The following is a 25,397-nucleotide window of genomic DNA, read 5'->3' on the forward strand; positions in this document are numbered from 1 at the left end:
GGAGACCCCGGCGGACATCCGCCGGTTATGTGCATGCAACAAGGGAGGAAGTACATGTTGCGCAAACTGCTTATCGGAACGGCTCTTGCGTCGAGCTTTGTGTTCTCGGCGCATGCCGAGGACGTCAAGGAAGTGCAGATGCTGCATTGGTGGACGTCGGGCGGCGAAGCGGCTGCTCTGAACGTCCTCAAGGAGGATCTGTCCAAGGAAGGCTTTGCCTGGAAGGACGTGCCGGTGGCCGGTGGTGGCGGCGACGCTGCCATGACCGCGCTGAAGGCCATGGTCGCGGCCGGCAATTACCCGACCGCCTCGCAGATGCTCGGCTACACCGTGCTCGACTATGCTGCCGCCGGCGTCATGGGCGACCTGACCGAGACCGCGAAGAAGGAAGGCTGGGACAAGTCCGTTCCGGCGGCCCTGCAGAAATTCTCGGTCTATGACGGCAAATGGGTCGCGGCTCCGGTCAACGTCCATTCGGTCAACTGGCTGTGGATCAACAAGGCGGTGATGGACAAGATCGGCGGCACCGAGCCGAAGACCTTCGACGACTTCGTTGCGCTACTCGACAAGGCCAAGGCAGGCGGCGTCATCCCGCTCGCTCTCGGCGGCCAGAACTGGCAGGAAGCCACCATGTTCGACTCGGTCGTACTGTCGACCGGCGGACCGGAGTTCTACAAGAAGGCCTTCAACGACCTCGATGAGGAATCGCTGAAGTCCGACACGATGAAGAAGTCGTTCGACAACCTCGCCAAGCTGGTCACCTATGTCGACCCGAACTTCTCGGGCCGTGACTGGAACCTCGCCACCGCCATGGTCATCAAGGGCGATGCGCTGGTTCAGGTCATGGGCGACTGGGCCAAGGGCGAGTTCAACGCCGCCAAAAAGACCCCGGGCACCGACTTCCTGTGCTATCGCTTCCCGGGCACCGACGGCAGCGTGATCTACAACTCCGACATGTTCGGCATGTTCAACGTTCCGGACGACCGCAAGGCCGCCCAGGTCGCGTTGGCCACCGCCACGCTGTCCAAGAGCTTCCAGTCGGCCTTCAACGTCGTCAAGGGTTCGGTTCCGGCCCGTACCGACGTGCCGGACACCGACTTCGACGCTTGCGGCAAGAAGGGCATGGCCGACCTTAAGGCCGCCAATGATGGCGGCACGCTGTTCGGCTCGCTGGCCCAGGGCTATGGCGCACCACCGGCCGTCGCCAATGCCTACAAGGATGTCGTCTCGAAGTTCGTCCACGGTCAGATCAAGACCTCGGACGAGGCCGTGACCGAGCTGGTCAAGGCAATCGACGACGCCAAGTAAGGCTTTCGCCACCTGAAAGGGCCTTCCCCGCGCAGGCGGGGAAGGCCCCCGATGCAGGGTTTGAGGCTGCTTTGATCGGTGCATTCGTGCGCCGGCGAGCCTCCGCACGAACCGGTACTGGATGAGCCAATGAGCACGGTTGCCGAAACCAAGATCAAGCTGACGCCGGAGCACAATGCGCGCCCAGGCGCCTCCGTCCGCTCGCGGCTGCAGGACGCTTTGCCGAAGATCGTGCTGGCGCCCAGTTTCGCCGCCACCGTCATCTTCGTCTACGGCTTCATCCTGTGGACGATCTATCTGTCCTTCACCAATTCCAAGACCTTCCCGTCCTACGCCATCACCGGACCACGCGCCTATCAGCGGCTGTGGCGCTGGACCTTCGAGAGCGACCCGCCGTCGAGCTGGTACACCTCGATTACCAATATGGGTATTTTCGGTTTCCTCTACATCTTCATCTGCCTGGCGCTCGGCCTGTTCCTGGCCATCCTGCTCGACCAGAAGATCCGCGGCGAAGGCGTACTGAGGCCGATCTACCTCTATCCGATGGCGCTGTCCTTCATCGTCACCGGCGTCGCCTGGAAATGGTTCCTCGATCCCGGCCTCGGCCTCGAGCAGACGCTGCACCAGTGGGGCTGGACGAGCTTCCATTTCGACTGGATCAAGAACAAGGATTTCGTCATCTACACGGTGGTCATCGCCGGCGTCTGGCAGGCCTCCGGCTTCATCATGGCGATGTTCCTGGCCGGCCTGCGCGGCATCGACGGCGAGATCATGAAGGCAGCGCAGATCGACGGCGCCACCACCTTCCAGCTCTATCGCCGCATCGTCATTCCGCTGCTCAGGCCGGTGTTCCTGTCGGCCTTCATCGTGCTCGCGCACCTCGCCATCAAGTCCTATGACCTTGTGGTGGCGCTGACCAGCGGCGGGCCGGGCGGCTCGGCCTGGCTGCCGTCCAACTTCATGTATGAGTTCACCTTCAAGCGCAACGAGATGGCGGTCGGTTCGGCCAGCGCCGTGATCATGCTGATGACCATCACCGCGATCATCGTGCCCTATCTCTATTCCGAACTCAGGGAGAGACCGCGATGAGCGCCGTCACCTCACCTGCCCGCGAGGCCAGCACCGGCATCAGCGCCAGGACCGTCAACCGCATCGTCATCTACGGGCTGCTGGCGCTGTTCGCACTGTTCTACCTGATGCCGCTCTTCGTCATGCTGGTCACCTCGTTCAAGACCATGGACGAGATCCAGAACGGCAACATGCTGGCGCTGCCGCAGTCGCCGACCCTCGAACCGTGGTTCAAGGCCTGGGGAGAGACCTGCGTCGGCCTGACCTGCGCCGGCATCAAGGGCTATTTCTGGAACTCCATCAAGATGGTAGTCCCGGCGGTTCTGATGTCGACCCTGCTCGGCGCGCTCAACGGCTATGTGCTGACCAAGTGGCGCTTTCGCGGCCACACGCTGGTCTTCGGACTGATGCTGTTCGCCTGCTTCATCCCGTTCCAGTCGGTGCTGTTGCCGATGGCGACCATTCTCGGCAGCCTCGGCCGTTTCGGCGTGACGCTGCAGAATTCGACCGGGTTCTCCTTCGGCCTGGGCAATCCGACCGTCAACCTCGTCTTCGTCCACGTCGTCTACGGTCTCGGCTTCACCACTTTGTTCTTCCGCAACTACTACGAGGCCTTCCCAACCGAACTGATCAAGGCGGCGCAGGTCGACGGCGCCTCCTTCTTCCAGATCTTCCGGCGCATCATGCTGCCGAACTCGATGCCGATCTTCGTCGTCACCGTCATTTATCAGTTCACCAACATCTGGAACGACTTCCTGTTCGCCTCCGCCTATGCCGGTACCGGTGACGCGATGCCGATGACGGTGGCTCTGAACAACGTCGTCAACACCTCGACCGGTGTCGTCGAATACAACGTCAACATGGCGGCAGCGATGATCGCCGCCCTTCCCACCCTTCTCGTCTACGTCGTCGCCGGCCGCTATTTCGTGCGCGGGCTGATGGCCGGCGCGGTCAAAGGATAATCTGATGGCTTTTCTGGAAATTGATGGGCTGAGGAAGCGTTTCGGGACGGTCGAGATCCTGAAGGGCATCGATGTCGAGCTCGAAAAAGGCGGCTTCCTGGTGCTGGTCGGCCCGTCGGGCTGCGGCAAGTCCACGCTGCTCAACACCATCGCCGGGCTGGAGACCATCACCGAGGGCGAGATCCGCGTCGACGGCCGGGCGATCAACGATCTCCACCCGTCCAAGCGCGACATCGCCATGGTGTTCCAAAGCTATGCGCTCTATCCGAACATGACCGTGGCCGGAAACATCTCCTTCGGCATGGAGATGCGCGGCGTGCCGGCCGACGAGCGCCAGAAGGCGATCGACAAGGTGGCCAAGGTGCTGCAGATCGGCCACCTGCTGCAGCGCAAGCCGAGCCAGCTTTCCGGCGGCCAGCGCCAGCGCGTCGCCATGGGCCGGGCGCTGGTGCGCGATCCGAAACTGTTCCTGTTCGACGAGCCGCTCTCGAACCTCGACGCCAAGCTACGCGTCGACATGCGCATCGAGATCAAGCGTCTGCATGCCACTACCGGGACCACCATCGTCTACGTCACCCACGACCAAATCGAGGCGATGACGCTGGCGACCAAGATCGCTGTGATGCGCGACGGCGAGGTGCAGCAGTTCGGCACGCCGGCCGAGATCTACAACAACCCGACCAACATCTTCGTCGCCGACTTCATGGGCTCGCCGGCGATGAATCTGGTGCCGGCGACGATCGGCGGCAATGGCTCTGCCTTGTCGGTGGTGCTGCAACGCGACGGGCGTGAGCCGATCTCGCTGCCGCTCGCCGGTGCGCCGACAGGCCTGTCGGCGTTCAAGGACAAGCCGATCATCTTCGGCGTCCGCCCGGAAGCGCTGACCGATCCGGAAGGCGCCGAGCGCAATGCGTCGAACATAGCCACCGCCGATTGCCACATCGAAGTGATCGAGCCGGCCGGTTCCGACACGTTTGCGGTCACCAATCTCGGCGGCAAGGCCGTGGTGGCGCGGCTGCGCGCCGATGCCAAGATCCAGCCGGGCACCATCACGCCGCTCGCCTTCAACCTGACCAAGGCAGTGTTCTTCGACCCGGCGACCGAGAAGCGCATTCTCTGACGGCCATGGCAAACCCCGATATCGTCATCATCGGCTCCGGCATCGGCGGCGCCACGATCGCCTCCGGCCTTGCCGGCAGCGGTGCTTCGATCCTGATGCTGGAGCGCGGCGAGAAGCTGCCGGCGACGCCCGAGACGCGCGACACCCGCGCCATCTTCGTCGACGGCCATTATCGGCCGAAGGAGATGTGGCGCGAGGCCGGCGGTGCTGCCTTCAATCCGGGCAACTACTACTATGTCGGCGGCAATTCGAAATTCTATGGCGCGGTGCTGATCCGCTACCGCAAGGAAGACTTTTCAGCCATGGAGCATTTCGGCGGCATCTCGCCGGCCTGGCCGTTTTCTTATGACGAGCTCGAGCCCTGGTATTCGAAAGCCGAGCAGCTGTTTCGCGTCCGCGGCACACTTGGCGAGGACCCGACCGAGCCCTTCCACTCGATCCCTTATGCCTTCAAGCCGGTACCCGATGAGGCGCCGATCGCGCGAGCACGCGCCGAACTGAAGGGACTCGGCCTGCATCCCGCTTCGCTGCCCCTCGGCGTCGACATCGACGCCTGGCTGAAGGACGGCAAGACGGGCTGGGATGCTTTCCCCAACACCGGCCAGGGCAAGATCGATGCGCAGTCCGGCCCGCTGACGGCGGCGCTGACGGACGAGAACATCCGGCTCGAGACCGGCGCCTACGTCGAGCATCTCGAAGCCTCGGCCGACAGCAAAACCATCGCCGCCGTCCATTACCGCCAGAACGGCGCGCTGAAGAAAATCTCGCCGAAGCTGGTCATCCTCTCAGCAGGAGCGGTCAATTCCGCCGTGATCCTGCTGCGCTCGCCCTCCCCCAATGGCAAGGGCCTCGCGAACTCTTCCGATCAGGTCGGCCGCAACTTCATGAACCACAATTCGAGCGCCATGCTGGCGATCGATCCACGCCGAAGGAACGACGCTGTCTACCAGAAGACGCTGATGCTCAACGACTACTATCTGTCGGACGGCAAGGGCGGCAAGCCGCTGGGCAACGTCCAGCTTCTCGGCAAGATCGACGGCAACATGCTCAGGGCGAACGTGAAACTGGCGCCGAAATTCGCGCTCGACTTCATGGCCGGCCACGCCGTCGACTGGTATCTGATGTGCGAGGACCTGCCCGATCCCGAAAGCCGCATCATGGTCGACGGCAAGGACATCGTCATGCAGTGGCGGCGCTCCAACATGCAGTCGCTAGAAGGCCTGACCAAGGTAATGCGCGAAAACTTCCGCGCCTGCGGCTATCCGATCGTGCTGTCGCGCCCTTTCGACAAGCGCACGCCGTCGCACCAGTGCGGCACCGTGAAGATGGGCAACGATCCGGCGACGTCGCCGCTCGACCCGTTCTGCCGCGCTTTCGACCACCAGAACCTGTTCGTCGTCGACGGCGGTTTCCTGCCCAACTCGGCGGCCGTCAACCCGGCATTGTCGATCGCCGCCCAGGCACTGCGCGTCGCCGATCATATCCGCAAGACGGAGCTTGCCGCATGACCCGCCCGGCAGTCATTGTCACCGGCGGCGCGCGCGGCATTGGACTGGCCTGCGCCGAAGCGCTGGCCGATGCCGGCTTCGATATTCTTGTCGCCGACCTCGCCGAAAAGGCCGACGAAGGACTTGCTGCCAACATCACCGCGCGTGGCGCGGCATTCGCCTATCATCGCTGCGACATCGCCAATCTCGACGGCCACGCCGCATTGGTCGACGCTGCAACGAACGCCTTCGGCCGCATCGACTGCCTGGTCAACAATGCCGGCGTCGGCGCCGTGGTGCGTGGCGACCTGCTGGACCTGAAGCCGGAGAATTTCGACCGCACGCTCGACATCAATCTGCGCGGCACGGTCTTCCTCAGCCAAGCCGTCGCCAAGGCAATGCTGGCAGCACCTGGCGGCCATCCGAAATCGATCATCACCGTCACCTCGGTCAGCGCCGAAATGGCCTCGCCGGAACGCTCCGACTACTGCATTTCCAAGGCGGGGCTGTCGATGTGGGTGAAGAATCTGGCGCTAAGGCTCGCCGCCGAGAACATCGGCGTGTTCGAGCTGCGGCCGGGCATCATCCGCACCGACATGACGGCAGGCGTCGCCGCCAAATACGACAAGCTGATCGACGGCGGTCTGGTGCCGGCCAAGCGCTGGGGCGAAGCAGGCGATATCGGCGCCGTGGTGGCCGCCCTTGCCGGCGGCAAGCTCGGCTTTTCCACCGGCTCGATCATCAATGTCGACGGCGCGCTTTCGGTGCCGAGGCTCTGAACGGATGAGACCATGACCGACTACATAATCGTTGGCGCCGGCCCGGCCGGTTGCGTTCTCGCCAACCGGCTGAGCGAGGATCCCTCGAATTCGGTTCTGCTGCTCGAGGCAGGTGGCAAGGACTGGCACCCGCTGATCCACATGCCGGCGGGCTTCGCCAAAATGACCAAGGGCATCGCCTCCTGGGGCTGGTCGACCGTGCCGCAGAAAAACATGAAGGACCGCGTCTTCTGGTATACGCAGGCCAAGGTGGTCGGCGGCGGCTCCTCCATCAACGCCCAGATCTACACGCGCGGCAACGCCCGCGACTACGACGCCTGGGAGAAGGAGGAAGGCCTTGCAGGCTGGGGCTATCGCGACGTGCTGCCCTATTTCAAGCGCGCCGAGAACAACCAGCGCTATGCCAACGACTTTCATGGCGAACAGGGTCCGCTCGGCGTCTCCAACCCGATTTCGCCGCTGCCGATCTGTGAGGCCTATTTCCGCGCCGGCCAGGAGATGGGCATTCCTTTCAATCCCGACTTCAACGGCGCCAGCCAGGAAGGCGTCGGCTATTATCAGCTCACCCAGAAGGACGCGCGACGATCTTCCGCCTCGGTCGCCTATCTGAAGCCGATCCGCGCCCGCAAGAACCTCACCGTCAGGACGGACGTGCTGGTCACCCGCATCGTCGTCGAGAAGGGCCGCGCCATCGGCGTCGAGATCGTCGATAAGCCCGGCGGCGAGACAAAAATCCTGCGCGCCGAGCGCGAGGTGATCGTCTCTTCCGGTGCCATCGGCTCGCCCAAGCTTCTCATGCAGTCGGGCATCGGCCCGGCCGATCATCTGAAAGCGGTCGGCGTGACGCCGGTGCACGACCTGCCCGGCGTCGGCTCCAACATGCAGGACCATCTCGACCTGTTCGTCATCGCCGAATGCACCGGCGACCACACCTATGACAACTACGCCAAGCTGCACCGCACGGCATGGGCCGGCCTGCAATATCTGCTATTGAAGAAAGGCCCGGTGGCCTCCAGCCTGTTCGAGACCGGCGGCTTCTGGTACGCCGACCCGACCGCCGCCTCACCCGACATCCAGTTCCATCTCGGCCTCGGCTCCGGCATCGAGGCCGGCGTCGAGAAGCTTAGGAATCCGGGCGTGACGCTGAACTCGGCCTTCCTGCGCCCACGCTCGCGTGGCACGGTGCGGCTGAAGAGCGCCGACCCGGCCGACCACCCGATGATCGACCCGAACTACTGGTCCGATCCCTATGACCGCGACATGTCGATCAAGGGACTCCGGCTGGCGCGCGAGATCATGCGCCAGAAGGCGCTGCAACCCTATGTCCTGCGCGAAGTGCTGCCCGGCCCTACCCTGCAGAGCGACGACGAACTGTTCGACTATGCCTGCCGCAGTTCCAAGACCGATCATCATCCGGTCGGCACCTGCCGCATGGGCCATGACGAGATGGCCGTGGTGACACCCGACCTCAGGCTGCGCGGCATCGACGGCCTGCGCGTCTGCGATGCTTCGGTAATGCCGCGCGTCCCCTCCTCCAACACCAACGCGCCGACCATCATGGTCGGCGAAAAGGGCGCCGACCTGATCCTTGGCCGCGAGCCGCTGCCGCCGGCTGTTTTCTCTGGAAACCGCGCAGCGTAATCGGAGGGACAAAAATATGATCAGGCACTGTGTCTTCGTCCGCTTCCGCAGCGATGTCGCCGACGCCGAACGCGCGGCGATCCACGCCGATCTCGAAGCGCTGCGCTGGGCGATCGATGGCATGGATGTGGTAAAATTCAGCGCCAATGTTAGCCCCGAACCGTTTGCGCGCGGCTTCTAGCACGGCTTCACCATCGACTTCCGTGACGCCGCCTGCCGCGACGCCTATCTGGTGCACGAAGCGCATCAGCGCGCCGGCGCTCGCCTGGTCGCGGCGCTTGAAGGTGACACCGACGGGCTGATGGTCTTCGATCTGGAAATCTAGAACCAATCCTCGAGCTGCGTCCCGGACCTGTCATTCCAGGCGGCGTTCGATCACATGAGCCGCGCGAAAAAGTGACCACCGGCCTTACGCAAACTGGCCGATAGTTCCTCGCATCCGTGAAGATGGAAGGAGGAACAATTTGCCCCTTAATTCGCAGCAGAAGAAAACCGTACTGGCGTCATTTCTGGGCTGGACCCTGGACGCCTTTGATTTCTTCCTTCTGACATTCCTGCTCACGGATATTGCAACTGAATTCCATGCTGACGTGCCGGCCGTCTCCAAGGCGCTGTTCCTGACACTGGCGACGCGCTTCATCGGCGCATTCTTCTTCGGCATGCTCGCCGACAAATACGGCCGCAAGCCGATCCTGATGCTCAACATCGTCAGCTATTCGGTGATCGGCGCACTGGCCGCCTTCTCGCCCAATCTCGGCATCTTCCTGGCGTTGCGCGCCTTGTTCGGCATCGCCATGGGCGGCGAATGGGGGCTCGGGAGTTCGCTCGCCATGGAGTCCATCCCGCCCAGCGCACGCGGCATGGTCTCGGGCATCCTGCAGTGCGGCTATCCGGCCGGCTACCTGCTGGCGGCAGTGGTCTATGGCTTGCTCTATCAGCAAACGATCGGCGGCTATACGATCGGCTGGCGGGCCATGTTCCTGCTCAGCTTCCTGCCGGCACTGATCGTCCTGTTCATCCGCTCCCATGTGCCGGAATCACCGGCCTTCGTCGACGCACAGAAAACGGCCAGGCCGGGGCTCCTGGAAACGCTGCAAAAGCACTGGGGCGTCGCGCTCTATGCGGTGGTGCTGATGATGTTCTTCAACTTCTTCAGCCATGGCACCCAGGACCTCTACCCGACCTTCCTGAAGAAGCAGCATGGCTTCGACCCGCATACGGTGAGCTGGATCACCATCGTCGCCAACATCGGCGCCATCGTCGGTGGCCTGGCGTTCGGCGCGCTGTCCGAGAAGATCGGCCGCGTCAATGCAATCACCATCGCCTGTTTGATCGCCTTGCCGTCGATTCCGCTGTGGGCCTACTCGACCACGCCCTTCATGCTGGCCATCGGCGCCTTCATCATGCAGGTCGCGGTCCAGGGCGCCTGGGGCGTCATTCCGGTGCACCTCAACGAGCTTTCGCCCGGCGCCGTGCGCGCGACCTTGCCCGGCTTCATCTACCAGGCCGGCAATCTCGCGGCCTCCTATGGCGGTCCTTACCAGGCAGGCATCGCTGAGGCTCCGGGCGGCAGCTACGGCTACGCGCTGGCGCTTTTCGCGGGCATGGTCGCGGTCTGCATCATCGTCGTCATCCGCTTCAGTCCGGAACGGCGCGGCCAGGTGATGACGGTGCTTGGCTAACCCAGCCTGAGCGCCACGACGCCGGCGACGATGCTGAGCGCGGCGGCACCCCGCCAGCCCGTCATCTTTTCGCCCAGCGCGAAGACCGAGATCAACATGGCGAACAGGATGGAGGTCTCGCGCAGCGAGGCGACCGAGGCGATCGGCGCCTTGGTCATCGCCCACATGACGATCCAGTAGGCGGCACCGCTGAGCACGCCGGTGAACAGACCCGCCTTCCAGTCGCGCGCCAGCACCGGCAGCGCTTGGCGTCCACGGAAGATGAGGCACAGTACCAGCGCCCCGATGGCATCGCAGATGAACAGCCAGGCGGCATAGCTCTGTGCGGTAGCGGCGAGCCGCGCGCCGCTGCCGTCGGACAGCGTATAGCTGGCGATGAAGATCGAGGTGCCGAGCGCAAAACCGACCGCGCGCAGATTGAGCCGCTCCAGATGCGCGCCGCCGCGAAACGACATCACCACAGTGCCGGCCGACAACAGCAGAATGCCGAGGATGGCAAGCGGTGCCGGCACCTCCTTGACCACCACCATGCCGCCGAGTGCGGCGAGCAGCGGCGCCGTGCCGCGCGCCAGCGGATAGGTCTGGGCGAAATCGCCGGCCCTGTAAGCGCCGATGAGGAAGGTTCGGTAGCCCATGTGGAAGATCACCGAAGCGATGATGTAGGGCCACACTTCGGCCTTCGGCACCTCGACGAAAGGCAGCACCACCAGTCCTGCCGCGCCCATGCCGAGCGTCATCAGCGTAATCGACAGGAAGCGATCGAGATGCACCTTGACCAGCGCGTTCCAGATCGCGTGCATGGCGGCGGCGGCAAGGACCGCGAAGAAGACGAACAAGGTCATTGCTGCCTCATCCGCCTCCGGCTGTCGCAGCGGCGAGCGGCGTCTCCAGGTCGATGTCGACACGCAGCGGAAAATGGTCCGAGGCGATCTCGCCGATGTCGGCCCTGACCGAACGCACGCGATCCGCAAAAGTGCCGCCGACGAAGCAATGGTCGAGCCGGCGCTTGGTCACTTTGCCGTCGATCGTCTTCACATGCGTATGGAAATCCGCCACTGGCTCGGCGGCAACGGCGGTGGCATCGACAAAGCCGTCGAGATACGCGGCACCCCGATGATACGGCGTGCTGCCGACGATGCGCCGGTATTCGGCGCTCCCGGGCTCCATATTGAAATCACCCAGCCAGATCGCGGCGAGCGGGTTCTCCGGCTCGGGCTCGCCATTGCTCCAGTTGCGCTCGGGCTCATCGTCGGCGCCGCTCCAGGGACCGCCATCGGACGGCGCCCGGCGATGTTCGTTGAGCAGATAGTCGATCTGCTCCAGCCGCTCCTCAGCGGCGATGTGGGCGAGATGCAGCGAGAGGAACCGAACCGGCCCGGCTGGGGTACGGATCATGCATTCGAGTGCCGCATTGCGGGTGTTGAGCGGCCGCAGCGTGCGGCGCAGCGGCAGCGTGTGCAGGCGCGACCAGACGATCGGCAGCCTGGACAGCAGCATGGTGCCGAACTGCCGGCGACGGGTGACCATGCGGCCATCGCGTTCCTGGCTCGCATCCATGTCGAAGGCCGGGCCATAGACCCAGTGATAGCCGGGCAACAACCGGGAAAGAAGTTCCGGCTGATCGTCCTCGTTTGTGCGCTGCCAGTGCCGCTCCACCTCCTGCAAGGCGATGATGTCGGCGCCGGCAACGATCTTGGCACAGCGCGCGAGGTCGTAGCGGCCATCGCCGCCGAAGCCGTACTGGATGTTGTAGCTGACGAGCTTCATTGCTTATCCGGCTCAATTTCGTGATGGCAGTAGCGGTTCGGCGAAGGCCTTGCAATGGACCGCACCAACGCCGGGGCTGGGCCAGATGTGACCAGTGTTCGGCTTTCTCTTTCCCGATCTAGGTTGTCAGCGGTTGGAACCGCCCGGCTGGAGAGGCCGCCAGTTCGGACCAGTCGATCTCCTCCTCCAGACGGTGATAGGCCTCGTCGCCTATCGTGCCGTTGCGGCGCAATTCTTCGAGAGCGTCGCGCTGACTGTTGATGGCATAGAGACGCAGCCGGTCATACTCCGTCGCCGCCTGCGCGTTTTCCGGGTTTTCCGCGATCGTCCGCTGGGCCGTATATTGCTCGCGCACCGCGGCAGCCGCATTCGATGTCTTGCCGCTCAATACACTAAGCGCCGCCTCCATGATGGCCACGCGTGCCTGCGCCACCTCGCGATCGACCGTACTGTCCGGATCGAGGTCAAGCCAGCGCAGCAGCGGCTTCAGGGTGATGCCTTGCAGCACCAGCGTGCCGAGAACAACCGCGAAAGCGGCGAGCACGATCGGATCGCGGCCGGGAAAATCGGCCGGCAAGGCGAACGCCGCCACCAATGTCACCAGCCCACGCATGCCGCACCAGCCGATAAGCACGCCGCCGCGAACAGTTGGCGCTTCCCTTCGCCGCTCGGCACTGCCGAAGCGAGCGAGCCATCTGATGATCACACCGTAGCTCATAACCCAGACGAGACGCGATACGATGACCACGGCCAGCACCGTTGCGGCGAAGACGAATGCTTCGGCCTGCCCTTCCCCGGCCAACCGGCCGACGATCGACCGTGCCTGCAGGCCCATCAGCACGAAGGCCAGCACGTTGAGCACGAACACCGCCGACTCCCAGACCGAATAGGTGCTGACGCGTCTCCTCGCCGACATCAGGCGCGGTGCGGTGCGTGCGATGGTCATGGCGTAGACGACGATGGTGATGATGGCGGAAAGCCCCAGCCTGTCTGCCAGGATCCAGACGCCGAATGTCCCGGCGAATTGCACCACCGTGCTGCTCGCCGCGTCTTCGATGCGGGTAAGCGTGAGCAGCGAGAAGCGGCCAAGCACATAACCCGCGACCAGGCTGCCGATCGTCGACAGCAGGATCGTCGGAATGGCGTTGCTCAGCATGATCGAGCCGAGCGTTGCCGATACCGCCAGCCGGTAGATCAGGAGCGCGGTGGCATCGTTGAGCAGGCTCTCGCCCTGCAGGATGGCCGTGATCCGATGCGGCACCTTGAATTGCCCGAGCACGGCGCTCGCCGCCACCGCGTCCGGCGGTGCGACGATGGCGCCAAGCGCTATCGCCGCGGCTATCGGCAGCCCGGCCATTTTCCAGCCGACGAAGGCAACGGCTGCGGTGGTGAAGATGACGGCGCCGAGCGCCAGCGCCACGAGTGGCAGCCGGTAGCGGTTGAGATCGCGCAGCGACGTGTCATAGGCCGCATCGAGCAGCACCGGCGCGATGAACAGCGCAAGCGCCAGTTCCGGGTCGATCTCGATCGTCGGCGCCCCGGGCACGAACGCAATCCCGGCGCCTGCCAGAGCCAGCAGGGATGGATAGGGTATCTCCAGACGCCGCGACACCGCAGTCAGCGCAACAGCGATCAGGAGCAGGACGAGGGTCAGTTCGAAAAGCGCCATATCCCCATCGTAGCGGCGAAGCGGGGTAGTTGGCAGTGGCAATGCGGCAAGATGCTGTTGATTGTCCCTAGGTCCGGACTCACAACCAATAGCTGACGGTTACGCCGATGCAGACGGCGAAGAAATTCTGCGCGAGAGGATCGCAACGGTGGCGATGCGCCGCAGAACGTGCGCTCGATGGCGTTGCGATCCCGGTAGAGGTAAGGTGAAAGCAATCGTTGCATTTTCTCTTCGCCTTGGGCGGGATTTTGGCGAAAGCGCCTGTATCCGTTACTTGGTTAAAGGGGGCACATTTCGTATTCTATAGTTCTCGTTCAGACTTCTAAATTGACAAAACGCTCCGCAACGTAAAGAATGAGTCCTTTCGATGGGAGGAAAACGATGCAACGCTTGATTATTATTTCTAGTTTCGTCTTCGCGTTAGTGCCGAACGCTTTCGCGGAAACGATGACCGCCAAGCAAATCGAGGAGGAATTGATTGGAAGGACACTGTGCATAACCGCGAAAGCGGGAGTTGTCTGCGCCCGTCATAAGGCGGGCGGAACGTCAGAAATCGTCTCCGGGCTAGAGAAGCAAAAGGGCACTTGGAAGCTCAAGGGTAACAAACTCTGTGTCACATGGGAGAAGATTCGGGCGGGGAAGGAAGGCTGTGCGGGCTACGACAAAACCAAGAACGCATTTAGTAGTCCGTCGTTTGGAAAGATCACTGTGAAGCAAGGTGACGACGCGAGAGGCGCGGAAGCGACCGCAGCCACAATAGCAGCACAAACGCGGCCGTCGCGATGGAGCCAAGCAAAAACGGCCTGACCGTGGAGGCAAAATGAAGGCTGGCCAAGCGGGCCGTCAGGCCCAGATTTTCAGGGGCGATCATAACGTCGATGACGGTTAAGGCGATGCCGATGACCCAGACGATCTGCCGGTTGATGGCAGCTTCTGTTTTTGCCGTAATGACTTCCAGGTCTGTCGGGGACGCTATGCCCTTGTCTGCTTCATCATAGGCTTCGCCAGAGGCAGTCGTGATTGCCGTAGCATTCTCCGCTGCTATTCATCGCGTCGGCTTGCAGCCTCGACCTTTCGGAACACCGCCGCTGTTTGTCTAGTGCAGCACCAGCATATCGCCCGACGAGAACGAAATCTCGGCCTTTTCGCCGACGGCGGGCGGCGGTGTTGCCGGGCTGTTGAACGTGTCGAGCGAGACCGTGCTGCCGCCGATGCCGACGCGAACCCGGATGACCGAGCCGAGGAAATGCACCTCGGCGATTTCGCCCGAAAGGCTGGAATCGCGACCGGGCTGGCGGCCGAGCGAAATCGCCTCGGGCCGCAGCGCCAGCGACAGCGTGTCGCCGGACTTGGAACCGTTGAGCTTGCCTTTGAGCGCGACCTCTTGCGAATTGACGCGCACCGTGCCCGAAGCGGCGTCGGTCACCGTGCCTTCGAGCACATTCAGCGTGCCGACGAAGTTGGCGACGAACTTGGTTGCCGGCCGGTTGTAGATCTCGAACGGCGTGCCGACCTGCTCGGCCTTGCCACCATACATGACGGCGATGCGGTCCGAGATCGACAGCGCCTCTTCCTGGTCGTGGGTGACGAAGATGGTGGTGATGCCGAGCTTCTTCTGGATCGAGCGGATTTCCTCGCGCAGCGACACGCGCACCTTGGCGTCGAGCGCCGACAGCGGCTCGTCGAGCAGCAAGAGCTTCGGCTTCGGCGCGATCGCGCGCGCCAGCGCGATGCGCTGCTGCTGGCCGCCGGAGAGCTGGTAGGGATAGCGATCGCCCATCTGCGGCAGCTTGATGAGGTCCAGCATCTCGGCGACGCGCCTGTCGGCATCGGCCCTCGGCATGCCGGCGACCTTCAGCCCGAAGGCGATGTTCTGCGCGACCGTCAGGTTGGGGAACAGCGCATAGGCCTGGAACACCATGCCGACATTGCGCTGGTTGGGCTTGAGCCTTGTGATGTCCTTGCCGGCCGCGACGATCTTGCCGGCGCTCGGCTCCTCGAAGCCGGCGACCATGCGCAGCACCGTCGTCTTGCCGCAGCCCGATGGCCCGAGGAAGGAGACGAATTCGCCCGGCTGCACGTCGAGATTGAAATCCTGCACCACGGTGGTGGCGCCGAAGGACTTTTGGACATGCTGGATTGAGAGGAATGGCTCGGCCATGGCATTTTCTTTCGATCAGTTCGGACGGTTCGCCGATTTCGGCGCAAAACGCGACAGGATCTGGATCAGCGACATGCACCCCCAGGTAATGGCAAACGAAATGATCGCCAGTGCTGACGGCTCATAGGCACTGTTGGCGCCGATGTTCTGCAGGTAGGGGCCGAAGGCCGGGCGATTCAACAGCGAGGCCATGGTGAATTCGCCAATGACGATGGCAAAACTCAGGAACGCGCCGGACAAGACGGCGATCAGTACGTTCGGCAGGATGATGCGGGCGATAATGGTGGTCCAGCCGGCGCCGAGGATTTGTGCGGCTTCGGTGAGCGTTCTGACGTCGATGGTCCGGAGACCGGTATCGACCGCCCTGTACATATAAGGCAGTGCCAGCACCGCATAGCCGATGACCAGCAGAACATCGGTGCCGCGCGCTGTCGCCAGAAAAGGCAACGCCGAATTCGAACCGAACATTCTGATATAGCCGAAGACAATGACGATAGCGGGAATAACCAGCGGCAGCAGAGTGATGAACTCTACAACCGGCCGCAGGTTCGGTAGCCGTAGCCGAATCCAGTAGGCCGTCGGGACAACGAGAAGCACGCCCAAAAGAATGGTGAAGACCGCCACCACCACGGAGTAGGTAAATGTCGTCTGGAAATTCGGATCTCCGAAGACTGAGCGGTAGGCGTCAAAGGAGTATTCCCCGCGCCGCTTGCGCAAGGAGAATTCAAAGGTCGCCAAAAGCGGCAGGATAAAATAGGTGATTCCCACGCCAAAAACGAGCCAAGCCCAAAAGCGACTGCCTTGCTTCATTTCAGCCACCGTTCGGCTCGCCGTTGGAACAAGATATAGAAGAGGTTGGCCAGGCCGGTGATGACGATCATGCCGAATGCAAGCGCGTAGCCTAGATTGGGATTGTAAAGCACGTCGCCGCGTATCTGCGCGAACAGCTGGATTGGCACGATGTTGAGTGACGGTCCCGTCAGTGCATAGGCCGTTGCGACCGCTCCGAACGCGTTGGCAAAGAGGAGGACCGTCGTACCGAGAAAACTCGGCCACAAGACCGGGATGACCACCATGCGCCAATATTGCCAATTGGTTGCGCCGAGCGTGGCGGCGGCTTCGCCCCATTCCTTCTTCAGCCCATCGACCGCCGGCGTGATGATGACGATCATCAATGGAATCTGGAAATAGAGGTAGGTGAGGATAAGGCCCCAGAACGAAAAGATACTGAAGCCGAGCGAATAGATGTTAATGCCGAAAATGTCTCGCAACAGGATCGTCGCCACTCCGAGCCGACCTAGCGTCGCGATGAACGAGAATGCCAGCGGTACGCCGGCGAAATTCGAGGCGACGCCAGAGAAGGTCAAGGTCGCCGAGCGTAACCACGACGGCAAGCCTCCGCGAACGACTGCCACTGCCATTGCCAGGCCGATCAAGGCCCCAAGCACCGCGGAAACAAAGCTGATCTGAATGGAAACCAGATAGGCCGCGGCGAGCTTGGGCTGCGACAACGCTATGATGTTGTCGAACGTATAGTCGCCGGCTGCATTTTTGAACGCACCCGCGATCAGCCCTACCGTCGGCAAGATCAGAAAGAGCAGCGCGAAAACGAAGAACGGAGCTACGCCTAACCAATACAGTGGCAGCCGAAGGCGGCTGATCTCCGGCGCACGCGGACTGACGCTGGCTGTCTGGGGCATTGTCGAGTCTGCCATGGAATTCCCGAAATTTGGCATAGGGCGCCGGGCAGCGAACCGGCCGGCGCCCTATGCATTACTTCACGACGGCGCCAACGATGGCGTCCCAGTTCGTGCTAATTTCCTTCTTGGCAGCGTTCTGTTCCTCCAAGGTAGGGAAGACCGCCTTTTCGTAGTTCTCGGCCGCCGGTAGCTTGTCCAGCATTTCCTTCGGGATCGCGTTCTTCTTGGCGAGGTCATTGAAGCGGATCGGGTGGCAGTAGCCCTTCAGCCAGCCGAGCTGGCCTTCGTCGGAATACAGATACTCCATCCACAGCTTGGCTGCGTTCGGATGCGGCGCATAGGCACTGATCGCCTGTACGTAGACGCCTGCGACCACCGCTCCCTTTGGCACGACGATTTCGATTTCCGGATTACCAGCCATCTTGTCGCGCATGGCAAGCAGGTTGTAGTCCCAGTTCATCACGATCGGGGTCGTGCCCTGGGCGACAGCCGCCGCTTCACCGTCGACCGGCACGAAGTTGCCGGCGTCGTTGAGCTTCTTGAAGAACTGCAGCCCCTTGGCGGCGGCGTCCTGGCCGGCGGTGCCGCCAGTCGCGAGGCCCGCAGCGTAGACCGACATGACGGCGTTGTTCGACGTGCGCGGATCACCAGCGAGCGCCACCGAGTTGGCATATTCCGACTTCTCCAGGTCAGCCCAGTCCTGTGGTGCGTTCTGGACGACGGCCTTGTTCACGCCGAAGGCGAGCACGCCGTAGTAATCGCCGTACCAGTAGCCTTCAGGGTCCTTGGCACTGTCGGGGATCGAGTCCCAGGTCGACACCTTGTAGGGCTGGATCAGGCCGTCAGCCTTGGCGGACGGGCCGAAGGACAGGCCGACATCGATGACGTCGGGCGCCTGCGGACCCTTGTTGTCCTTGTTGGCCTTGATCGCTTCGATCTCGTCGCCGGAGCCGGCGTCGGGATTGAGCTCATTGATGGTGATTCCCGGATACTTCGCCTTGAAGCCGGCGATGACGTCGCCGTAGCCGCACCAGCTGTGCGGCAGCGCGATGGTCGTGAGCTGGCCCTCGGCCTTGGCGGCCTTGACGAGATCGTCCAGCGCATCCGCGGACGAAATCACCGTCGACGCGAAAAGCGCCGCGGCCGAAAGGGAAAGCACTTTCCCCGTGAATTTGAACATGTGTTCTCTCCGTTGAACTGACGCCGTTGGACGCCTGCGATGCGGTATCGTTTTCGTGTGACAGCCAGATGAAAGCTTTGTGAAACCGGCACCCCGCAGTACGAAAAAGTAAACTCTTTTTAACCGGCTGTAGCAATCGCTTCGCGACTATTTTTCCGGCTAACTAGTTTTTGCCCTGCCTGTAGCCCTTTCCCCTTTCCTTTCCCCTCGTTTTCCAGATCACTTCCGACGCGAAATCCGCCTCAGACGGCGCCGGCGATGGCGTTTTCGAGCAGCGTCAGCGCCGCCTTCTTGGTCAGCTTGACCGGGTTGCCGCCGGCGGTCGGATCGACCACCGCCATGTCGGCAATCAGCCCCTTGCGCTTCTTGTCCATGTCGAGCCCCTTGATCAGGCCCGGCAGCGCATGCGGCACCTTGAGCTCCTTGCGCAGCTTGATGATCGCCCTGGCGAAACCATCGAAGCCGCCCTTGATGCCGCAATAGTCGGCGAGCCTGGCGATGCGCTCATCGATCGCGTCGCGATTGAAGGCCAGCACATAGGGCATGAACACGGCGTTGGTCATGCCGTGATGGGTGTCGTAGAGCGCACCGATCGGATGCGACAGCGAGTGGATGGCCCCTAACCCCTTCTGGAAGGCGGCGGCGCCCATGGCCGCCGCGCTCATCATATGGGCGCGGGCGACGAGATCCTTGCCGTTGGCATAGGCCTTCGGCAGGTTCTCGAAGACCAGCCGAATGCCTTCCACTGCGATGCCGTCGGCCATCGGGTGATAGCCCGGCGCGCAATAGGCCTCGAGGCAGTGGGCCAGCGCATCCATGCCGGTGCCGGCGGTGATGAAGCCCGGCATGCCGACCGACAGTTCCGGATCGGCAATGACGATGGCCGGCAAAAGTTTCGGATGGAAGATGACCTTCTTGGTGTGCGTCGCCTCATTGGTGATGACGCCGGCGCGGCCGACTTCGGAGCCCGTGCCGGCGGTGGTCGGCACGGCGATGATCGGCGCGATCGCATCGGAATCGGCTCTGGTCCACCAGTCGCCGACATCCTCGAAATCCCAGACCGGGCGCGTCTGGCCGGCCTGGAAAGCGATCAGCTTGCCAAGATCGAGTGCCGAGCCGCCGCCGAAGGCGATGACGCCGTCATGCTTGCCCTTTTTGAAGACGGCGATGCCGGCAATCAGGTTCGAATCCACCGGGTTCGGCTTCACCTCGGAAAACACGCCATAGGGCACCTTGGCATCGTCGAGGATCTTCAAGGTCGAGGCGACGACCGGCAGCTGGGCCAGCCCCGGGTCGGTGACGAAGAGCGGCCGCTTGATGCCGGTGGCCGCGAGTACATCGGGCAGTTCCTTGATGCGCCCGGCGCCGAAGCGAACGGTGGTGGGGTAGTTCCATTTGGAGATGAGCTTGGACATTTTTGTCTTTCGAAATTCAGATGGCTTCACGCAGATGATAGGATTTCGGCCGGGTCAGATTGTCGTAGCCGATGGCCGAAAGGGCCGCGCCCTTGCCGGTGTCCTTGACCCCGGTCCAGACCAGCGCCGGATCGAGATAGTCGCAGCGGTTCATGAACACCGTGCCGGTCTCGACGCGGTCGCCGATCGCCACCGCATGCTCGATGTCACCGGTCCAGATCGAGGCGGTCAGCCCATAGGGGCTGTCGTTCATGAGCGCGATCGCCTCCTCGTCGTTGCGCACCTTCATGATGCCGACGATCGGGCCAAAGCTTTCCTCGCGCATGACGCTCATCTGGTGGTCAACCCCGGTCAGCACTTCCGGCGCCAGATAGGGCGAGCCGGCTCTGTCGTCGGCCACCTTCATGTCGATGTGCGCTGCAGCACCCTTGCGCAGCGCCTCGGCCTTCTGCTCGCGGATCAGGTCGGCGAACCGCGCCTGCGCCATCGGCCCCATCGTCGTCGCCTGTTCCAGCGGATTGCCGACGACATAGTTCTTCGTCTCGGCGATGAAGCCTTCGACGAATTCGTCATAGACCCTCTCATGCACATAGACGCGTTCGATGCCGCAGCAGCACTGGCCGGAATTGTAGAAGGCACCGTCGACCAGGTTGGCGACGGCGTGGTCCATCTTGGCATCCGGCAGCACATAGGCCGGATCCTTGCCGCCGAGTTCGAGGCCGAGCGTCATGAAGGTGCCGGCCGCCGCCTTCTCGATGGCGCGGCCGCCGCCGACCGAACCGGTGAAGTTGACATGATCGATCTTGCCGGAGCCGAGCAGCTTCTCGGTCTGGGCGTGGTTCAGCACGACGTTCTGGAACAGGCCCTTGGGAAGCCCCGCCTTGTCGAAGGCCTGTTGGAAACGCTCGCCGACCAGCAGCGTCTGCGCCGCGTGCTTGAGGATGACCGCGCTGCCCGCCATCAGCGCCGGCACGATGGTGTTGACGGCGGTCAGATAGGGATAGTTCCACGGCGCGATCACCATGACGACGCCGAGTGGAACCTTCTTCACATAGCGGCGGAAACCATCTTTCGGGTTGGAGGCCATGACCGGCTTCAGCGCCGATTCGGCGATCTCGACCATGTAGTTGGTGCGGTCCTTGACGCCGCCGAACTCGCCGCCATAGCGCACCGGGCGCCCCATCTGCCAAGCGATCTCCGGCACGATCTCGTCGCTCATGGCGACCAGCGCTTCCAGCATGGCAAGCATGTACTTGCCGCGCTCGACGATCGGCGTCTCAGCCCATTTTTCCTGCGCCGCCTTGGCGCGTTCGACCGCGGCGTTGATGGCCTGGTCCGTGGCGATCGGACGCTCGGCATAGATCGAACCATCGACGGGTGATTTGAGTTTGACCGTTTCGGTCATTTTCTAAGTCCTCGCACGTTCTAACAATCGAAATCATATGGCTTGGTGTGCCCCTCATCCGCCTGCCGGCACCTTCTCCCCCGTATAGTGATGGGGAGAAGGAAGAAGCTCCGGCGCTGACGCCGTCCGCCCATTGTTCACGGGGTTAGGGTGAGGGGCGCCGGCGTTCCCGGCAACCTTAATACCGCTCGAACCCTCTGTGCAGTTCCCAATCCGTGATCCGGCGGTCGTATTCGAACTGCTCCCACTTCGCGGTGTGGACATAGTGTTCGAGCACGTCCTCGCCGAGCGCCTGCTTCAGCATTTTCGACTTGGCCAGCGTCTCGGTGGCGTCTCGCAGTGTCTTCGGGATCTCCGGCAGGCGCGAGGCCTGGTAAGCGTCGCCGACAAACGGCTTCTGCAGCTCGAGCTTTTCGTCGATGCCGGCAAGGCCGGCCGCGATCAGCGCCGCAAAGGCGAGATACGGGTTCAAGTCGGCGCCGCCGATGCGGCATTCCATGCGGATGCCCTTGGTGCCCTCGCCGCAGAGGCGGAAGCCGGCGGTGCGGTTGTCTTCGCTCCACATGATCTTGGTCGGCGCGAAGGTGCCGGCCTGGAAGCGCTTGTAGGAATTGATGTAGGGCGCCAGGAACCAGGTGAATTCCTTGGCGTATTTAAGCTGGCCCGCCGCCCATTGCTGGCCGAGCGTCGACAGCGTCCAGTCGGCCTTCTTGTCGAAGAACAGCGGCGTCTTGCCGTCGGCGCTCCACAGCGAATTGTGGATGTGGCTGGAATTGCCGGCGAGCCCGTAATTGTACTTGGACATGAAGGAGATCGCCTTGCCTTCGGACTCGGCGATTTCCTTGGCGCCGTTCTTCAGGATGACGTGGCGGTCGGCCATCTCGAGCGCCTCGGCATAGCGCACATTGATCTCTTCCTGGCCCGGACCCCACTCGCCCTTGGAGTTCTCGATCGGGATGCCGGCCGCATCCATCTCGTTGCGAAGCCGGCGCATGACGCCTTCTTCCTTGGTGGTGATGCCGATCTGATAGTCGCCGATGTAGGGCGAGGCGGTGTCAAGGCCCTGCCAGTGCTTCTTGCGGGCGGAATCATAGGTCTCGTTGAACAGATAGAATTCGAGCTCGGAGGCGAAATAGCCGATATAGCCGCGTTCCTTCAGCCGCTTGACTTGCTTCCTCAGGATGGCGCGCGGCGAATGCGGCAGGTCGTCATGGGTGTGGTGGTCAAGCACGTCGCAGATCACCAGCGCGGTCTTTTCCAGCCATGGAATGCGCCGTAGTGTCGCCAGGTCCGGCTTCATGACGAAATCGCCATAGCCCTTCGACCAGCTTGCCGCCTTGTAGCCGGGCACCGGCTCCATATCGATGTCGGCGGCCAGCAGATAGTTGCAGCCATGCGTCTCGTCATGGGCGGAATCGACGAAATATTGCGCCAGGAAACGTTTCCCCGCGAGCCGGCCCTGCAGATCGACGATGCAGGCCAGCACCGTGTCAATCTCGCCGCTGGAGACCGCCTTCTTCAACTGATCGAACGAGAAATTTCCGGCCATTCTTGTGGCACTCCAGCGCTTGTCGATTGAGAGGGGTGAACGAAACCATGGCCGGCGCGATGCCGGCCATGATTGAGATGACGACGTTAGTGGCCGGTCTCGCCGACCGCCTGTTCGGCTGCCTTGATCGCCGCCTGGCGCGCCGCGATGATGTCGCCGAGCGGCGGCCCCTGGAAGCGGTTGCGCTCGAAGGCAAACCACACGATCGCCGTCAGGATGAAGAAGCTGACGGTGATATAGAGCGCCCAGTTGTTCGGCGGCTGGATGCCGATGACGAAGATCAGGATCATCGACAGGATCGAGAGCACGGCAAACAGCATGAAGATGCCGCGTCCCATGTTCCAAGGTCCCATCTTGTCCCACTTCGGCGTGCCCCAGGCCATCATGCCGAGCACGATCGGCACGGTGAAGGACAGGAACAGGAAGATGACGGTGCAGGACACGACGATGGTGTAGGCCGAGGTGCCGGCGACCGAAACCACCGACGAACCCCAGACGAAAAGCACCGACAGGATCGATGCAGTCCAGATCGCCGCCACCGGCGTGCGGTAGGTCGGGCTGACCTTGGCCAGCGCCGCTGAGCCCGGCAGGCCGCCGTCACGCGAGAAGGCGAAGATCATGCGCGAAGCCGAGGTGACGGTTGCCAGGCCGCAAAGCAGCTGAGCGATGAACACGACGAGGTAGACGAACTCCTTGATGCCGGGGCTGACGCGCTGGTCGAAGGCCCAGAAGAACACGTTCCAGCCCTGCTTGGCGGCGTCGTCCATGTTCGGGATCATCAGGATGAAGGCTGCCAGGAACAGGTAGCCGAAGACCGCCGACCAGATCACCGACATGACCATCGCGCGCGGCACCGAGGAGGCTGCCTTGATGGTTTCCTCCGACGTGTGCGCCGAGGCGTCGTAGCCGGTGATCGTGTAGATCGGCAACAGCAGGCCGAGCGCGAACACCCAGGCATTGGACACGGACGGCCAGACGCCGGCGCCGGCGTCGCCCGAGTAGTTGTGGAAGGTGAACAGGCGGCTGAAATCCCAGGTCTCGGCGGCAGCAAGGCAGACGATCGCGATCAGGATCGAGCCGAAGAAGATCAGGTAACCCGAGAAGTCGGTGAGCTTGGCCGTCAGCTTGATGCCGAGATGGTTGATCAGCGCCTGGGCGCCGGTGATGATGACCAGGAAGATCATCTGGTTGGTCAGCGTGCCCTCGATGCCGAGCGTCGGACCGAAGGCGCCCAGGAAGAACGTCCAGGTGCCGACATTGATGGCGCCGAGCACGGTAATCAGTCCGAGCAGGTTGAGCCAGGCCGTCACCCAGCCGGTGCCGCGATTGCCCAGGATCGAACCCCAGTGATACAGACCGCCGGCGGTCGGATAGGCCGAGCTGATCTGCGACATGGCGACCGCGAAGGTCAGCGAGACGAAGCAGCCGACCAGCCAGCCGATGCCGATGCCGATGCCACCGGCGCCGGAGGTTGCCTGCGCCAGCGAATTGATGCCGCCCGACAGGATGCAGATGATCGAAAAGGAAACCGCGAAGTTCGAAAAGCGGCTGAGCCGCCGCTCCAGTTCCTGGGCGTAGCCCATGCTGTGGAGGTGTTTTACGTCCTCCGCCTTATCAACTTCGGTATAACCCGGTGCTGCCATTTGAAGTCCCCTTTTTAAGTTCTTAGCTGGCCGATTGAACTGACTTTCCCACTGCACGCTGTCGGGAGCCCTTGGCCTCCTCGGGCTCCAGATCCGAAAAAATACCCGTGAGCAGATCCGCCCATTTCCGCTGCCCGGTCTCGCCGGAGATTTCATCATTGCGGATTTCGATCATCGCGCAGGCAAGGCCGCGCGAACGCGCGTGGCGTTCCAGCGTGAAATAGACGCGGTCGGCCGGCGAATAGGGTTCGTTGACGCCGACCGTGACGCCGGTCAGCCGCTGCAGCGCTGATATCAGCGGCGCCGCCAGCCGGCGGTCCTCGTCATGGATGATGCCGATATGCCAAGGCCGGCTCTTGCCCTTGTAGACGGGCGTGAAGGAATGCACCGATACCAGCCGCGTCTCCTGCCCGCGCGCCAGCCTTTTGTCGACGATCTCTGCGATCGTGTCATGGAAGGGCCGCCACGACAAAGCGACACGCTCCGCGCGCTGCTTGCCCGACAGGCCGGCATTGCCGGGGATGATCGTGGTCTCGCTGACCGGCGGCACAAGGTCCGGTGCGTCGAGCGGACGGTTGCAGTCGATGACGAGGCGCGAGATGCCGGTCTCGACCAGCGTAGAGTCGAGCGCCTCGGCCATGCGCCGGGCGACCGGCAGCGCGCCGGGATCCCAGGCTATGTGGCGCGAAAGGTCCTCGGCCGGCAGGCCGAGCGTGCCGAATTCGGCGGGCAGGAAATTGGAAGCGTGGTCGCAGGTGAATACGAACGGGCTCGATCCGCCGGGGTTGGTAACCCTTACGGTTTCAGGCGATGCAAGGCTGGCGGGCCGTGCTGTCTCCATAGTCTGCCGTCCCCGGGGGA

22 protein-coding genes are annotated in these 25,397 nt (G+C 62.8%); 10 read left to right on the top strand and 12 right to left on the bottom strand.

Annotation, left to right across the window (positions count from 1 at the left end):
• The first annotated feature begins 54 nt into the window (after positions 1–54).
• From AC04SI_RS08995 to AC04SI_RS09035, 9 genes are all read left to right on the top strand, one after another.
• Entirely contained in the window at positions 55–1,308 is a 1,254-nt protein-coding gene (locus AC04SI_RS08995) for an ABC transporter substrate-binding protein (protein WP_404276333.1), read from the top strand.
• A 129-nt stretch (positions 1,309–1,437) separates the two neighbouring features.
• Positions 1,438–2,397, top strand: coding sequence for a carbohydrate ABC transporter permease (locus AC04SI_RS09000; RefSeq protein WP_120014963.1), 960 nt, complete (start codon positions 1,438–1,440; stop codon positions 2,395–2,397).
• A complete protein-coding gene (locus AC04SI_RS09005) occupies positions 2,394–3,338 on the top strand; it encodes a carbohydrate ABC transporter permease (protein ID WP_488474124.1) in 945 nt (314 codons plus the stop codon). The genes AC04SI_RS09000 and AC04SI_RS09005 overlap by 4 nt, the downstream gene beginning before the upstream one ends.
• Before the next feature lie 4 nt (positions 3,339–3,342).
• Positions 3,343–4,458 carry an ABC transporter ATP-binding protein gene (locus AC04SI_RS09010; protein ID WP_404276334.1) on the top strand — a complete coding sequence of 372 codons (1,116 nt, stop codon included), beginning with the start codon at positions 3,343–3,345 and terminating at the stop codon, positions 4,456–4,458.
• Positions 4,459–4,463: 5 nt separating this feature from the next.
• Positions 4,464–5,966 (top strand): GMC oxidoreductase, encoded by a 1,503-nt coding sequence (locus AC04SI_RS09015; protein WP_404276336.1) that lies wholly within the window; start codon positions 4,464–4,466, stop codon positions 5,964–5,966.
• Positions 5,963–6,724: a 3-ketoacyl-ACP reductase gene (locus AC04SI_RS09020; RefSeq protein ID WP_488474125.1), complete on the top strand. Its 762-nt coding sequence runs from the start codon at positions 5,963–5,965 to the stop codon at positions 6,722–6,724. The genes AC04SI_RS09015 and AC04SI_RS09020 overlap by 4 nt, the downstream gene beginning before the upstream one ends.
• Before the next feature lie 12 nt (positions 6,725–6,736).
• Complete coding sequence (locus tag AC04SI_RS09025) at positions 6,737–8,365, top strand: GMC family oxidoreductase (protein WP_488474126.1); 1,629 nt, start codon at positions 6,737–6,739, stop codon at positions 8,363–8,365.
• A gap of 16 nt (positions 8,366–8,381) precedes the next feature.
• Positions 8,382–8,546, top strand: coding sequence for a Dabb family protein (locus tag AC04SI_RS09030; RefSeq protein WP_404276341.1), 165 nt, complete (start codon positions 8,382–8,384; stop codon positions 8,544–8,546).
• A gap of 283 nt (positions 8,547–8,829) precedes the next feature.
• A complete protein-coding gene (locus tag AC04SI_RS09035; protein WP_488474127.1) occupies positions 8,830–10,047 on the top strand; it encodes an MFS transporter in 1,218 nt (405 codons plus the stop codon).
• Here AC04SI_RS09035 and AC04SI_RS09040 read toward each other — a convergent pair.
• The 3 genes from AC04SI_RS09040 to AC04SI_RS09050 all read right to left on the bottom strand — a co-directional run bounded on the left by AC04SI_RS09040 (position 10,044) and on the right by AC04SI_RS09050 (position 13,483).
• Complete coding sequence (locus tag AC04SI_RS09040) at positions 10,044–10,889, bottom strand: EamA family transporter (protein WP_404276343.1); 846 nt, start codon at positions 10,887–10,889, stop codon at positions 10,044–10,046. The two genes, AC04SI_RS09035 and AC04SI_RS09040, sit on opposite strands and share 4 nt — an antisense overlap.
• Before the next feature lie 7 nt (positions 10,890–10,896).
• Positions 10,897–11,814 (bottom strand): endonuclease/exonuclease/phosphatase family protein, encoded by a 918-nt coding sequence (locus tag AC04SI_RS09045; protein ID WP_404276345.1) that lies wholly within the window; start codon positions 11,812–11,814, stop codon positions 10,897–10,899.
• Between the two features lie 118 nt (positions 11,815–11,932).
• Complete coding sequence (locus AC04SI_RS09050; protein WP_404276346.1) at positions 11,933–13,483, bottom strand: cation:proton antiporter; 1,551 nt, start codon at positions 13,481–13,483, stop codon at positions 11,933–11,935.
• A gap of 381 nt (positions 13,484–13,864) precedes the next feature.
• Between AC04SI_RS09050 and AC04SI_RS09055 the strand changes: the two genes are divergently transcribed.
• Complete coding sequence (locus AC04SI_RS09055; RefSeq protein WP_488474128.1) at positions 13,865–14,290, top strand: hypothetical protein; 426 nt, start codon at positions 13,865–13,867, stop codon at positions 14,288–14,290.
• Positions 14,291–14,579: 289 nt separating this feature from the next.
• Here AC04SI_RS09055 and AC04SI_RS09060 read toward each other — a convergent pair whose 3' ends face one another.
• The 9 genes from AC04SI_RS09060 to AC04SI_RS09100 form a co-directional block, all read right to left on the bottom strand.
• The gene (locus tag AC04SI_RS09060) at positions 14,580–15,644 is read right to left on the bottom strand and encodes an ABC transporter ATP-binding protein (protein ID WP_404276350.1); all 1,065 of its coding nucleotides are present in this window, start codon (positions 15,642–15,644) and stop codon (positions 14,580–14,582) included.
• A 15-nt stretch (positions 15,645–15,659) separates the two neighbouring features.
• Positions 15,660–16,454, bottom strand: coding sequence for an ABC transporter permease (locus AC04SI_RS09065; protein WP_404276478.1), 795 nt, complete (start codon positions 16,452–16,454; stop codon positions 15,660–15,662).
• On the bottom strand, positions 16,451–17,344 hold the full coding sequence (locus AC04SI_RS09070) for an ABC transporter permease (protein ID WP_404276351.1): 894 nt from the start codon (positions 17,342–17,344) through the stop codon (positions 16,451–16,453). Before AC04SI_RS09070 ends, AC04SI_RS09065 begins: the two co-directional genes overlap by 4 nt.
• Positions 17,345–17,417: 73 nt before the next feature.
• On the bottom strand, positions 17,418–18,524 hold the full coding sequence (locus AC04SI_RS09075; RefSeq protein ID WP_404276353.1) for an ABC transporter substrate-binding protein: 1,107 nt from the start codon (positions 18,522–18,524) through the stop codon (positions 17,418–17,420).
• 242 nt (positions 18,525–18,766) lie between these two features.
• Positions 18,767–19,939 carry an iron-containing alcohol dehydrogenase gene (locus tag AC04SI_RS09080; protein WP_488474129.1) on the bottom strand — a complete coding sequence of 391 codons (1,173 nt, stop codon included), beginning with the start codon at positions 19,937–19,939 and terminating at the stop codon, positions 18,767–18,769.
• 16 nt (positions 19,940–19,955) lie between these two features.
• A complete protein-coding gene (locus AC04SI_RS09085) occupies positions 19,956–21,344 on the bottom strand; it encodes an aldehyde dehydrogenase family protein (RefSeq protein WP_404276356.1) in 1,389 nt (462 codons plus the stop codon).
• 178 nt (positions 21,345–21,522) lie between these two features.
• Positions 21,523–22,893 carry a glutamine synthetase family protein gene (locus AC04SI_RS09090; protein ID WP_006206238.1) on the bottom strand — a complete coding sequence of 457 codons (1,371 nt, stop codon included), beginning with the start codon at positions 22,891–22,893 and terminating at the stop codon, positions 21,523–21,525.
• Positions 22,894–22,979: 86 nt separating this feature from the next.
• Complete coding sequence (locus AC04SI_RS09095; RefSeq protein WP_404276358.1) at positions 22,980–24,536, bottom strand: amino acid permease; 1,557 nt, start codon at positions 24,534–24,536, stop codon at positions 22,980–22,982.
• A gap of 22 nt (positions 24,537–24,558) precedes the next feature.
• Positions 24,559–25,377, bottom strand: coding sequence for an N-formylglutamate amidohydrolase (locus AC04SI_RS09100; RefSeq protein WP_404276360.1), 819 nt, complete (start codon positions 25,375–25,377; stop codon positions 24,559–24,561).
• Positions 25,378–25,397: the final 20 nt, after the last annotated feature.

Source organism: Mesorhizobium sp. CNPSo 4689 (assembly GCF_057784325.1).